Origin of the sequence: Streptomyces changchenzhani, from assembly GCF_039766235.1 — a bacterium.
Classification (GTDB): Bacteria; Actinomycetota; Actinomycetes; order Streptomycetales; family Streptomycetaceae; genus Streptomyces.
In genome coordinates, this window is sequence record NZ_JBDHNH010000008.1 from 43,392 (window position 1) to 56,000 (window position 12,609).

Annotated in this window: 13 protein-coding genes; 3 read left to right on the top strand and 10 right to left on the bottom strand. The window is 69.1% G+C overall.

Annotated features, from left to right (window positions below):
• Positions 1–3 precede the first annotated feature (3 nt).
• The 7 genes from ABCR94_RS24170 to ABCR94_RS24200 form a co-directional block, all read right to left on the bottom strand.
• Positions 4–432 (bottom strand): helix-turn-helix domain-containing protein, encoded by a 429-nt coding sequence (locus ABCR94_RS24170; protein WP_347122115.1) that lies wholly within the window; start codon positions 430–432, stop codon positions 4–6.
• A 105-nt stretch (positions 433–537) separates the two neighbouring features.
• A complete protein-coding gene (locus ABCR94_RS24175; RefSeq protein WP_347122117.1) occupies positions 538–1,764 on the bottom strand; it encodes an MFS transporter in 1,227 nt (408 codons plus the stop codon).
• Positions 1,765–1,767: 3 nt separating this feature from the next.
• On the bottom strand, positions 1,768–2,157 hold the full coding sequence (locus ABCR94_RS24180; protein WP_347122118.1) for a hypothetical protein: 390 nt from the start codon (positions 2,155–2,157) through the stop codon (positions 1,768–1,770).
• A complete protein-coding gene (locus ABCR94_RS24185) occupies positions 2,154–2,813 on the bottom strand; it encodes a Rieske (2Fe-2S) protein (RefSeq protein WP_347122120.1) in 660 nt (219 codons plus the stop codon). The genes ABCR94_RS24180 and ABCR94_RS24185 overlap by 4 nt, the downstream gene beginning before the upstream one ends.
• Entirely contained in the window at positions 2,810–3,409 is a 600-nt protein-coding gene (locus ABCR94_RS24190; protein WP_347122121.1) for a 4Fe-4S dicluster domain-containing protein, read from the bottom strand. Before ABCR94_RS24190 ends, ABCR94_RS24185 begins: the two co-directional genes overlap by 4 nt.
• A 7-nt stretch (positions 3,410–3,416) precedes the next feature.
• The gene (locus ABCR94_RS24195) at positions 3,417–5,702 is read right to left on the bottom strand and encodes a molybdopterin oxidoreductase family protein (protein WP_347122491.1); all 2,286 of its coding nucleotides are present in this window, start codon (positions 5,700–5,702) and stop codon (positions 3,417–3,419) included.
• A 2-nt stretch (positions 5,703–5,704) separates the two neighbouring features.
• Positions 5,705–6,721, bottom strand: a complete 1,017-nt coding sequence (locus ABCR94_RS24200) for an MFS transporter (protein ID WP_521977682.1) — start codon at positions 6,719–6,721, stop codon at positions 5,705–5,707.
• A gap of 180 nt (positions 6,722–6,901) precedes the next feature.
• On the opposite strand from ABCR94_RS24200, the gene ABCR94_RS24205 reads away from it, so the two are divergent.
• Both ABCR94_RS24205 and ABCR94_RS24210 read left to right on the top strand, forming a co-directional pair.
• The gene (locus ABCR94_RS24205; protein WP_347122125.1) at positions 6,902–7,063 is read left to right on the top strand and encodes a hypothetical protein; all 162 of its coding nucleotides are present in this window, start codon (positions 6,902–6,904) and stop codon (positions 7,061–7,063) included.
• A gap of 156 nt (positions 7,064–7,219) precedes the next feature.
• On the top strand, positions 7,220–8,779 hold the full coding sequence (locus ABCR94_RS24210) for a hypothetical protein (protein WP_347122492.1): 1,560 nt from the start codon (positions 7,220–7,222) through the stop codon (positions 8,777–8,779).
• A 1-nt stretch (position 8,780) separates the two neighbouring features.
• Here the strand turns inward: ABCR94_RS24210 and ABCR94_RS24215 are convergent, their stop codons facing one another.
• Both ABCR94_RS24215 and ABCR94_RS24220 read right to left on the bottom strand, forming a co-directional pair.
• On the bottom strand, positions 8,781–9,122 hold the full coding sequence (locus tag ABCR94_RS24215) for a DUF1330 domain-containing protein (protein ID WP_347122127.1): 342 nt from the start codon (positions 9,120–9,122) through the stop codon (positions 8,781–8,783).
• Between the two features lie 102 nt (positions 9,123–9,224).
• On the bottom strand, positions 9,225–10,268 hold the full coding sequence (locus tag ABCR94_RS24220) for an NAD(P)-dependent alcohol dehydrogenase (RefSeq protein ID WP_347122129.1): 1,044 nt from the start codon (positions 10,266–10,268) through the stop codon (positions 9,225–9,227).
• A 119-nt stretch (positions 10,269–10,387) separates the two neighbouring features.
• Between ABCR94_RS24220 and ABCR94_RS24225 the strand changes: the two genes are divergently transcribed.
• On the top strand, positions 10,388–11,245 hold the full coding sequence (locus ABCR94_RS24225) for a helix-turn-helix domain-containing protein (RefSeq protein ID WP_347122130.1): 858 nt from the start codon (positions 10,388–10,390) through the stop codon (positions 11,243–11,245).
• A gap of 92 nt (positions 11,246–11,337) precedes the next feature.
• On the opposite strand, the gene ABCR94_RS24230 is transcribed toward ABCR94_RS24225, so the two are convergent.
• Positions 11,338–12,609, bottom strand: a complete 1,272-nt coding sequence (locus ABCR94_RS24230; RefSeq protein ID WP_347122132.1) for a L,D-transpeptidase — start codon at positions 12,607–12,609, stop codon at positions 11,338–11,340.

Here is a 12,609-nt window from a genome sequence, read left to right on the forward strand (position 1 = left end):
TGGTCACGCGGCCATGCGCACCTCGCCGTAGTGCGAGCTCGGCCGCGACCCGGAGCCGGTGCGGTGGCGGGTGCTCGTGAGGCGGGTGGCGGGCCTGGCCACCGTCACGCAGTCGAGGTGGATCAGCTCGGCCTGGCCCAGGTCCAGTAGGTCCGCCAGGCTCAGGCCGAGCGCGCGGGCGGCGGCTGCGAGGATCTCCGACGACGCCTCCTTGTGGCCGCGTTCGAGCTCGGAGAGGTAGGGCATCGAGATGCGGGCCTCGTCGGCCACGTCCTTGAGCGTGCGCCCCTGCGCGCGGCGCTCGCGGCGCAGGGCGCTGCCTACGACGTCCCGCCAGAGGGGTTCCTTGGGTGCCGGGGCCTGTTCCTGGGCGGCTGTGGCCGGGCGCAGGGGGACGACGACGCGGGCTTCGTTCGGTACGTGGCTGGTCACCTGTCCAGAGTAGGAGCGTTGCGGGCGCCTGGGTGGGTGTGGCGTTGCGCCGGCCGTGAAATCTCGGGAGCGCGGACGACAACCTCGTGATCATCACCGGGACGGTCAGGCGCCGGGACGGTCAGGTGCCGCCCGGTCCCGGCCGAGCAGCTTCACCGCCGTGTAGACCAGCGCGGCGAACGCCACGTCGGACAGCAGCATCAGCCCGATCGCGTACGACCCGGTACTGCTGTAGACGGCGCCCATGACCAGCGGCGGGACGAAGCCGCCGAGGCCGCCGGCGGCTCCGACCAAGCCGGTGACCGTGCCCACCTTCTCCTTCGGTGTGACGATGGCCACCAGAGCGAAGACCGCACCGCTGCCCGCACCGACCATGCCTGCCATCACCAGGAAGGTCACCGTCGCCCAGGGCATCAGCGCGGGGGTGAACGCCTGCGAGACCGCCATCAGCCCGAGCAGCGCGTAGGTCACTGTGAGGACCTTCGCGGGTCCCACCCGGTCGGACAGGTAGCCGCCGATCACCCGGCAGAGCACCGCGACGACCGTGAAGCCGGCCGCCCGGGTCGAGGCGCTGTCCTGCGAGAGGTCGTAGACCTCCTTGAGATACGTGGGCAGATAGACACCGAAGGCCACAAAGCCGCCGAACGACACCGAGTAGAGCAGGGCCAGCGGCAGGGTGAAGCGCTGCTTGAGAGCCTCGCGGAAGCGGCTGCCGAACAGTTCGTCAGGAACCTTCCGGTCAGGGGCGTTCCTGACCAGCAGTGCGGCGATCACACCGAAGGCCGCGAGCACCCCGGCCACCAGGTAGAACTGGAAATCGCGGTCGCCCGTCCAGTCGATGAGCCGTGAGGTGAAGAATGCGGCGATCGCGGTGCCGCCGGTGCCGAGCCCGAAGATGCCGATCGCCGTTCCCCGCCGCTCCGGCGGGAACCAGGCGTTGACGTACGGCACCCCGGAGGCGAAGTAGGTGCCGCCGATACCGAGGAAGAAACCGGCCAGGAGCAGCAGCCCGTAGCTGTGGAAGATGCTCAGCGCGAGGACCGGAAGCACCGTCAGGAAGCTGAGCATCGGCAGCATGACCCGGGCGCCCAGCTTGTCGGTGAGCGCGCCCACCGGGATCCGCCCCAGTGAGCCGACCAGGACCGGCACCGCCACCAGGAACGACTGCTGGAAGGAGCTCAGGCCCAGTTCGTCCTTGTAGGTGGGGCCGAGGGGGCTGATCAGACCCCACGCCCAGAAGCTGACGAGCATCCCGACAGTGGCGATACCGAGGTTGAGGTACGCCGCGCTACGGGTCGGGGGCTTCACGGCAATGGTGGTCGTCGTGGTCATGCGCTATCTGTCCTTCGGGTCGGAGTACCACAGGCCGAGGACCACCAGGAAAGACAGTCCGAGAAGTCCGGCGCACCACCAGGCCGTGTCGGTGTGTCCCTGCATCCATTCGTTGACGCCGACTGTCAGCGCCCAGAGCTGTCCGATGACGACGGTCATGGCGATGACGAGCCGGGCGCTGAGCCGGGCGGACCGCTCGGGGTCCTGCTCGGTGCCCGCGCCCGGGCCGGGGCCGGTGCGGTCGACGCGCGAGTCTCCGTAGCCGCTGGTGGCGCGGATCTGTGGATAGCGTTCGCGCACCGGGCGGTTGAGTCGCGGCTGATCACTGCCCGGGTGGTACGGCGGTGGGTTCGGGGATGGGTTCGGGGCTGGGTTCGGGGGGACTGCGGTCATGTCCGCTCACCCCGTTCCGCTTTTGCCGGGCCCGGAGACGCGGCCCCGGGACAGCTGAGCCGGCCGGCCGGTCCACTGTCCCTCCCGCTCAGCTGCCGGCACAGGCCCTCCTCGGCGCTCTCGCCCGAGCGGGCGGTACCGATCGCCCATACGCTGCCGTCGGTCCGCTCGACGAGGACCACTTTGGGCAGGCCGCGGGGCGGCGGCCCGGCGGTGACCTCACCGGTGCGGGCGTCGAAGACCCCCTCGTGGCAGGGGCAGTGCAACTCGCCCTCGGTGCCCCGGCCGGAGCGCCAGAGCACCGCGCAGGCCAGGTGGGTGCAGATCGCGGAGTAGCCGACGAGTGTGCCGTCGGCCATCCGGATCGCGACGGCGCGGTCCTCCTCGCCGGGGTAGCGGAAGGCGACGGACTGCCCCGCCGGGATCCGGTCGGCGATCCGCTTCGGCTCGGCCGCTCCGTCTCCGTGCCGGTGCAGCACTCCGGCGGCGACTGCCACTCCTCCGACCGCAAGGCCGCCGGACACGGTAGCCACGATCCGCAGATAGTCGCGCCGGGTAGTGAGCGAGTCCGAGCTGATCCGGTCGCGCATCGCTTCCTGGTCCCGCAGCGCCTCCTGATCCGGTTCGGCCGGCTGATGCTGATCCGTCGTACTCATCGGACGTCCACCCCGTTGATCTCGACCACCGGCAGTCCGCCCGGCACCGGCCACTTGACCTTGTCGGCCGGGACGACCATCGCCACGCCGGTGGTGACCATCACGTCGCCGAAGGTGAAGGAGTCGGCGACCTGGACCCCCGGCCGCTCGGCCTGCAGCTCCTCCAGCGTTCCGTAGAACAGCGCGCCGGTCGGGCAGACGGTGGCGCACATCGGGGCCAGGCCGTAGGACGTGCGGTCGTAGCAGAGGTTGCACTTGAGTTGGAGTTTCGCCTGCAGATCGATCTTCGGTACGCCGAAGGGGCAGGCGTTGACGCAGTTCGAGCAGCCGATGCAGCGGGTCGGGTCGGCCTCGTGCACCACCCCGTCCGGGGAGATGAGGATCGCCTCCGCCGGGCAGACCTCGGCGCACGGGGCGACCGGGTCCGAGCAGTGCATACAGACGGTGGGCAGCGAGGCGACGGTCTGTCCCTCTTCCGGATAATCCAGGTGGATCATCGACTTGCCCCGGTGCGAGTCGCACTCCCGGCAGGCCGAGACACATGCCTGGCAGCCGATACACCGGCCGGGGTCAATGAAGATCGTCCGTCCCATCACGACGGCATCAGCTCCTCTCCGAAGTTCCGCGACCCTGTGGAGCGGTCGGTGGCAGGGGGTCGTTCAGGGACATCTGCGCCTCGGGGTACGACTCGCGGCCGGGCGGCATCGGGGGCGCGGGCACCTCGTCGGCCGCCGTCGCCCGCTCGATGCGGCAGGCGCAGACCTTGTACTCGGGGATTTTCGAGCGGGGGTCGAGCGCGTCGTTGGTCAGCACGTTCGCCGCCACCGGATACGGCCAGTGGTAGGGGACGAAGACCGTGTCCGGCCGGATGATCTCGGTGACCAGCGCGGGCAGCACCGTCTCCCCGCGCCGGGTGACCACCCGCACCGGATCGCCGTTGCGGTAGCCGTGGCTGGGGTGGATCTCCACCCACGGCCGCGGTGTCTGCTCGACCAGTCCGCCGAGCCGCCGGGTCTGGTTGCCGGACAAGAAGTGCGCCACCGTACGGCCGGTGGTGAGTGACATGGGGAATTCGTCGTCGTAAGGATCGGCCGGCGGGTGCCACTCGACGACCTGCAGGTGGATCTTCCCGTCGGGGTGGTACGACCGGCCGCCCTCCAGGATCCGCGGTGTGCCCGGGTGGTCGGTGGTCGGGCAGGGCCAGGAGATCCCGCCGGTCTCCTCCAGCCGTTCGTAGGTGATGCCGTAGTAGTCGTTCACCGTGCCGGCCGAGGCCGTCCGCAGCTCTTCGAAGACCTCGCGGGAGCCGGGGAAGTCGAATTTGTCGCCTTCGCCGAGCCGGCGCGCCAGTTCGCACATCACCCAGGTGTCGGTGCGTACGCCGTCCGGCGGTTCCTGGGCCTTGTTGTGCTTGACGACCCTGGCCTCGGCGTTCGCCATCACGCCCTCGTCCTCGGCCCAGGTGGTGACGGGGAAGACGACGTGCGCGTTGTTCGCGGTCTCGGAGAGGAAGAAGTCGAACTGGGCGTGGAACTCCAGCGCGTCGTACCCGGATTTGACGGTGTGCAGGTTCGGCAGGGAGACAAACGGGTTGTTGCAGATGCCGATCAGGCCGCGGATCTCGCCGCGCTGCATCTGCCAGACCATTTCCATCATCGAGGTGCCGGCCCCGGGCAGTTCTGACTCCTCGATACCCCAGATCGCGGCGACCTCCCGGCGGTGGTCGGGGTTGGAGATGGACCTCCCGCCGGGCAGCATGTCGGACTTCTGGCCGTGTTCACGGCCGCCCTGTCCGTTGCCCTGCCCGGTGAGCGTGCCGTAACCGGCGCCGGGCCGGCCGATGTTGCCGGTCGCGGTGCACAGGTTGATGACGGACAGGCAGTTCTCGACGCCCTGGGTATGGTGTTCGATGCCCCGGGCGTGCCAGGCCATGGCGTTCTTGGCCCGGCCGAAGACCCTCGCGACCTGCTCGACCTGGGCGGCAGGGATGCCGCAGATCTCGGCGGCCCGCTCCGGCGGATACGCCGCGACGGTCTCCTTCACCTCGTCCCAGCCAGTGGTGTTCGCGGCCAGGAACGCCTCGTCGGTGAGGCCGTCCCGTACGACGACGTGCAGGACGGCGTTGAAGAAGGCGGAGTCGGTGCCGGGCTTCAGCGCGACATGGATGTCGGCAGTACGGGCGACCGGCGTTTCCCGGGGGTCGATGACGATAAGGCTCGCCCCCCGGTCCCTGGCCCCCCAGAGGTACTGGGTCAGGACGGGGAAGCACTCTCCGACGTTCGACCCGGCGATCAGCAGGCAGTCGCTGAGCAGAATGTCGGAGAAGGGGTTGCCGGCCCGGTCGATGTTGAAGGCCAGCTTGTTCGCGCCGGCCGCGCTCACCATGCACAGCCGGCCGTTGTAGTCAAGGTGCTTGGTCTTGACCGCGACCCGGGCGAACTTGCCGACCAGATAGGCCTTCTCGGTGAAGAGACTGGCCCCGCCGAGGACACCGAAGGCGTCCCGTCCGGACTCCTGCTGGATGCGGCGGATCTCGGCGACGGTGAAGTCCAGCGCCTCGTCCCAGCTCACCTCCTGGAACTCCTCGTCGCGGCTGCGCCGCATGAGCGGCGCGGTGAGCCGGTCCGGATGGTTGATCTGCTGGTAGGCGTTGAGGCCCTTGGGGCACAGCCTCATCCGGTTGATGTCGTGATTGCGCGGCTCGACGCCGAAGACCTTGCCGCCCTTGTCCCGCCGCAGGTACATGCCGCACTGCACACCGCAGAAGCAGCAGTGGGTGGGGACGAGTGTCTCGCCGTTCTGGTCCGCCGCCCACCGGTCGGCGGGGATGCCACCGGCGTCCCGGAAGTTCCGGGTGCCGGGCGGGGCGATGGACGGATCGATCGGGATGGTCACTTGAAGCCCCGCTTCACATGGTCGAGATAGGCGCCACCGCGCAGCACCCGTTTGCAGCGTGGGCAGTATTCGGCCCACTCGTCGAAGTCGAGCCGCAGGTCCCGCATGGTGTCGCGGAGGTTCTCCACGTACGGGGCGGTGTCGATCGGTTCCTCGCAGCGGCGGCAGGCGAGGATCTCCTCGTCCTTCCGGGCGGTGTACTTGAACAGCTGCATACCGACCGCGGCCGGGCGCTGCACGATGTGGAAGAACTTCCCGAACGGGATGTAGATGAGGGTGAAGACGACCGAGACCATGTGGAGAATCGCCAGGAACTCGTAGCCCCCGCCGTGCAGGAAGATGCTGGAGAAGGTCAGCAGCAGTCCGGTGACCGCGATGACGAGCAGGGAGATCAGCGGCACGAAGTCGTAGGCGAAACGCTGTCCGGTCATCGCCTGGCGGTCCCGCATCCGCCGCCACAGGAAGTAGCCGGCGCCGGGGATGACGAGGACGGCGGCGATGTCCAGGCCGTGGAACATCAGCCAGCCGGTGATCGATGACGAGTCGTAGCCCAGCACTTTGAAGCCGAAGACCCGCATCTCGTAACCGGGGCCCGCGCCGGTGGAGGAGGTGAAGGTGAACCAGCCCCAAACGAGCGGGAAGGTGATCGCGACAGCCAGCAGGCAGCCCCAGAACATCAGTTGGTGAGCAGCCCAGCGGGCGTGCGAGCGAGCGCCCAGGAACTTCTGCATGCCCAGGTAGGTCACGATCATCTTCGGCAGGGCGGTGGGGGCCTTACGGAAGTTCGCAAGGGAGAAGAAGCTGCCCCAGCCGCGCTTGAACAGCCGCCGGGAGGCGGGGGCGGAGATCCAGACGACGTAGCGGTACGTCACCCCGAAGGCGAGGAAGATCGTCGCGACGGTGTACGGGATCAGCGCGGAGTCGAACGTGGCCAGGCCCCGGCTGCCGGCGTAGATGGCGGCACAGAGGCCGAGCGAGACGCCAACCGCCACGAGGGAGGCGCGCCTGGTCACCGGACTTGACTGGCTTCGATTCACACGGGAAACACTAGGTCTCGTACCTGATTTCGCACCGCGGCCATGCGGGTCCTGATCCGAACGGGTGATCAGGACCTCTTGCCCTTCAGACGGATACCCGTTAGGCCCTTTCCCTTCAGGCCGGTTAGTGCATCAGTGAGCGCTCACTGATGCACTTTGATCTCGGCCACAAGCCGAGAGTTCGTGACCGGCGGGGTGCTCTCGTACCCGTACCTGGAGATCTACTCGTACGAGGAGGAGCCGTTCGGCGCCTGGCCGCCCATCGAGCAGCTCACCGTGAGCCGAGCGGGGCCCGGCCCTGTCACCCCGCCCGCTTAGAGTTGCGCCGTGGCGGCGATCAGCGGAAATCTACGCATACGCAGAGGCATACGCAGAGGCATACGCAGAGGCAGCGGAGGCAGCAGAGGCATACGCCGAGGCGAGAAGAGCGAGCCCGGCGGCCGGGTCGTCGTGCCCTGGTGGCGGCGGCAGTATGTGCCGCTCGTCGCTGTCGCCGTCGTCCTGCCGTTGTACGTCCTGTGGGCCGCCGTGCTCGCCACCGGCGGTGGGGATCTCGCCGCGCAGGTCGCCTGGTCGGGGTTCACCGCGCGGCACCCGGACTCCGCGTACAACTTCTCCTGGTACGGGGGCACCCACACCGCCAACTACAGCCTGATCGCACCCCATTTGATGGCCGCCTTCGGCGTGCGGGCCGTGTCCGTCGCCGCCGGGCTCGCCGGGACCTGGCTGCTGGCCCTGCTGTTCGTGCGGAGCGGGGTGCGGTACGCCGTGTGGCCCGCCCTCCTCGCGTCGCTCACCCTGTGGTGCAACGTCGCCTCCGGGCGTACGACCTTCGCCCTCGGCGTCGCCATCGGGCTGATCGCCTGTCTGTACGCGCACCGCACCGTCGTCGCCGTCGTGGCGGGGGCGCTCGCCACGATGGCCAGCCCCGTCGCCGGGCTCTTCCTCGTGGTGGTCGGGGCCGCGTATCTGCTGGGGCGGGAGTGGAGGAAGGGGGCCGCCCTTGTTGTGCCGTTCTTCGTCGTGGTCGGTGTCACCACGCTTCTTTTCCCCTTCGAGGGCGAGCAGCCCATGGCATCCGGCCGGCTGTGGATGCCGCTGTTCGTCTGCGCCGCCCTGCTGTTCGCCACCCCGCCCGGCCGCTGCTGGCGGACCGTGCGGTGGGGCGCCGGGGTGTATGCCATCGGGGTCGTCCTGACCTTCCTGATCTCCTCGCCCATCGGCACCAATGTGGAGCGGCTGTTCGGGCTGACTTCGCTGCCCCTGCTGCTCGCCGCCGCCCTCGCCGAAGGCCACGGAGCCACGCGCCGCGCCCGGGTGGGGCGCGTGGTGCTGGTCGTCGCCCTGGTGTTCTCCGCCAACTGGCTGGTGGGCAAGACCGCCGAGGACCTCGGCGTCTCCAACACCGTGCCCGCCTGGGCCGCCGGTACCGACGGTGTCGTACGGGAGCTGGCGCGGCTCGGCGCCGACCGTACCCGCGTCGAAGTCGTCCCCGCCCGCAACCACCGCGAGGCCACCGCCCTCGCCCCGCACGTGAACCTGGCCCGTGGCTGGAACCGGCAGCTCGACGTCGAGCGCGGGCGGCTCTTCTACGACGGATCCCTGACCCCGTCGACGTACCGGCAGTGGCTGGACCGCTGGGCCGTCGGCTTCGTCGTGCTGCACCACGGGAGGCCGGACGGGCCCGCCGAGGCCGAGGCCGCGCTCGTCCGGAGCGGGCCCGAGTGGCTGGAGCAGGTGTGGCGGGACGACGGCTGGACGGTCTACCGGGTCAAGGACGCGACACCGCTGGTGTCACGGCCGGGCACGGTCGTGCGGGGCAGTGACGCCGACCTGGTCGTACGGATGCCCGCGGCCGGGTCGGTGACGGTGCGGGTCGCCCACTCGCCGTGGCTGCGCGCCAGGGGGGCGTGCTTGCGGCAGGACGGCGAGTGGACGCGGCTGACGGTGCCGAAGGGCGGGACGTACCGGCTGGACTCGGCCTACCGGGCGCCGCGGGACGAGGACGAAGCTGCCTGCGGCGAGACCCGATAGGTCACACCGCGAGCTTCCGGAGCGTCGCCGCCGTGTGCGCCGCGTCGTAACCCGGCGCCACTCCATCGGCCAGGACGACCGTGCCGGTGATGTGCCGGGTGCGCAGCGGCAGGATCTCCTGGTACGCCTCGGAGTCGTACCAGGCGCGTGCCTTTTCGATGTCCGGGAAGCCGATGACGACCAGGTAGCCGGGCCAGTCCCCCTCGCGGACCTCGACCTCCGTGCCGTGGACGAGGAAATGGCCGCCGAAGGGGTCGAGGGTGGCCTGGATGCGCTCCAGGTACGCGAAGACGTCGTTGTGCTGGGCTGCGGGCTTCAGGTGACCGACGGCGTACGCGCTCATGGTGTTCCTCCCGGTAGTGGCTGGTGTGAATGCCGATCCTGCCGGGAGGAGCCATGAGCGTCGATTACGTCGCAGGTAATGCAATCTCTCCAACAGCGACGGTCAGATCGTCGCGCTGTCGATCACGAAGCGGTAGCGCACATCGCTCGTGAGGACCCGCTCGTACGCCTCGTTGATCTCGCTCGCGCTGATCAGTTCGATCTCCGCACCCAGCCCGTGCAGCGCGCAGAAGTCGAGCATCTCCTGGGTCTCCCGGATGCCGCCGATGCCTGAGCCCGCGAGAGTCTTGCGGCCGCCGATGACGGAGAAGAGGTTGAGCGAGACCGGCTCCTCGGGGGCGCCCACGTTCACGAACGCGCCGTCCGTCTTCAGCAGGCCCAGGTACTTGTCCAGCGGCAGCGGCGCCGACACGGTGGAGATGATCAGGTCGAGGGAGCCCGCGAGCGCCTCGAAGGTCGCCTCGTCGCTGGTCGCGTAGTAGTGGTCGGCGCCCAGCTTCAGGCCGTCGTCCTTCTTGCGCAGCGACTGGCTGAGCACGGTCACCTCGGCGCCCAGCGCGTGCGCGATCTGCACGCCCATGTGACCGAGGCCGCCCAGGCCGACGATGGCGACCTTCTTGCCGGGGCCCGCGTTCCAGTGGGCGAGCGGCGAGTAGAGCGTGATGCCGGCGCACAGCAGCGGCGCGGCGACGTCCAGCTCGATGCCCTCGGGGATGTGCAGGGTGTAGTTCTCGTCGACGACGATGTGGGTGCGGTAGCCGCCGTACGTCGGCTCGCCGTCCTTGCCGACGGCGTTGTACGTACCGACGTTGCCGGCCTTGCAGTACTGCTCCAGGCCGGCCTTGCAGTTGTCGCACTCACGGCAGGAGTCGACCATGCAGCCGACGCCCGCGCGGTCGCCGACGGCGAACTTGGTGACGCCGGGTCCGACCTCGGTGACGATGCCGGCGATCTCATGGCCGGGCACCATCGGGAAGATGCCCTCGCCCCAGCCGTCACGGGCCTGGTGGATGTCCGAGTGGCAGATCCCGGCGAACTTGATCTCGATCAGTACGTCGTACTCGCCGACCGGGCGGAGCGGCACGGTGGTGCGCTCCAGCGGGGCCTTGGGGGCGGGAGCGGCGTATGCGGCAACAGAAGTGGTCATGCCATCCACCATGCCTGAGCTGGGAACATTCACCCAGCCCCCTGTTGTGCCTACGACTGCTGTGCGTACCACTGGCGGGGACAGGCTCACTTTCCCGGCACGGTGAATACTTGGTCGGTATGGATCAGCGCGCCGAACTGAGTGAATTCCTCCGGTCCCGTCGGGCGCGGCTCAAGCCCGAGGACGTGGGCCTGCCGGACTTCGGCAGGCACCGCCGGGTGCCGGGCCTGCGCCGCGAGGAGCTGGCGCAGCTGGCCGGGGTGTCCGTCGCGTACTACACCCGGCTGGAACAGGGCAACGGCCGCAATGTGTCCACCGAGGTCCTCGACGCCATCGCCCGCGCCCTGCAGCTTTCCGACGCGGAGAGCGACCACCTCACGCATCTCGCGAAGCCGACGCCCAAGAAGAGGCGCGCGGCGCGTCCGCAGCGGCTGCGGGCCGGGATCCAGCAGCTGATGGACGCGATGGAGGGCGTACCGGCGTACGTGGTGGGGCGGCGCACGGACATCCTCGGCGGGAACCGTCTCGCGCGCGCCCTGCTCGGCGACTTCCTTTCGCTGCCGGCGGCGGAGCGCAATACCGCCCGGCTGATCTTCCTCGACCCCAACTCGAAGGATTTGTACGTCGACTGGGACATCAAGGCCTGCGAGGTCGTCAGCTATCTGCGGCTGGACGCGGGCCTCTTCCCGGACGATCCGCTGCTTTCGTCGCTCGTCGGGGAACTGTCGGTGAAGAGCGACGAGTTCAGGGGCCTGTGGGCGGCGCACCACGTGAAGGACAAGGGCCACGGCACGAAGCGGCTGCAGCACCCGCTGGTGGGCGAGCTGACCCTGTCGTACGAGACGCTCCGGCTGCCCGACGACCTCGAACAGTGCCTGGTCACCTTCCACGCCGAGCCCGGCTCACCCTCGCAGGAGTCCCTGCGGCTGCTGGCGAGTTGGGGCACGGACGCGGAGGTACGTACACCCAGAGGCTGAGGAGGTCCCGGCACAGGCACGGGAACGCATACGGCGGCGGGCGCCACCCACAAGGGGTGACGCCCGCCGCCGTACAGAACAGGTGAAGCGGATCAGGCGGCGGAGCCGGCCTGCCACTGCGCCCAGTCCATGTTCCAGCCGTTGAGGCCGTTGTCCGGCTTGATCGTCTTGTCCGGGGAGTTCTTGATGACGACCACGTCACCGACGATCGAGTTGTTGAAGAACCACGCGCCGGGCTGGTTCGGGTCGTTGGCGCCCTTGGCGTCGTTCAGGCCCACGCAGCCGTGGCTGGTGTTGGCGCTGCCGAAGATCGAGTCGGCGCCCCAGTAGTTGCCGTGGATGAACGTGCCCGATGTGGACAGCCGCATGGCGTGCGGCACGTCCTTGATGTCGTACTCGCCCTTGCCGTCGTCGTCGGTGAAGCCGACCGTCGCACCGTCCATCCGGGTCTCCTTGAACTTCTCGGAGATCACCATGGCGCCGTTGTACGTCGGGTTGTCGGCCGAGCCCGCGGAGATCGGGATGGTCTTGACCGTCTTGCCGTCCTGCGTGACCGTCATGGTCTTTGTCTTGGCGTCGACGGTGCTGACCTGGTTTCGGCCGACGGTGAAGTTGACCGTCTTGTCCTGTACGCCGTACAGCCCCTCGGCGCCCTCGACACCGTCGAGCTCCAGCTTCAGGGAGACCTCGGAGCCGCCCTTCCAGTACTCCTGGGGGCGGAAGTCCAGGCGCTGCGGGCTGAACCAGTGGCCGACGACTTCCTGGCCGCTGCTCGACGTCACCGTGATGCCGTCCTGGACGGCCTTCTTGTCGGTGATCGCCTTGTCGAAGTTGATCGACACCGGCATGCCGACGCCGACCTTGGAGCCGTCCTCGGGGGTGAAGTTCCCGATGAAGCTGTTGGCGGGCGAGACGGTGGTGAAGGAACCGTTCTCGTGCGCCTTGCGGCCCTCGGAGTCCGCCGCCGTCGCAGTGATCTTGTACGTCGTCGAGCGCTCCAGCTGGCCGGACGGCTTCCAGGTCTTGCCGTCCGCGGCGATGGCGCCCGCGATCTTCGTGCCGTCGGCAGCGGTCATCACGACCTCGGTCAGCTTGCCTTCGCTGACGGCGACCTTGGTGCCGCGGTTGATCCCGACGTTGTCGGCGCCGCTCTTGGGGGTGATCGCTATTCGCGCCTTCGAGGTCTCCTTGGCCGCCGCCGCGTCCACGTCGGCCTGCGACTTCTTCGAGCTGTCGGCGCTACTGCCGCCCTTGTCGCCGTCGCCGCTACAGGCAGAAAGCACCAGAACGCCGCCGAGCAGAGCGGACGCGGCCATCAGGCCCCTGCGGCGCCGCTTGCTGTCCGTCATCACACGCTTCTCCAT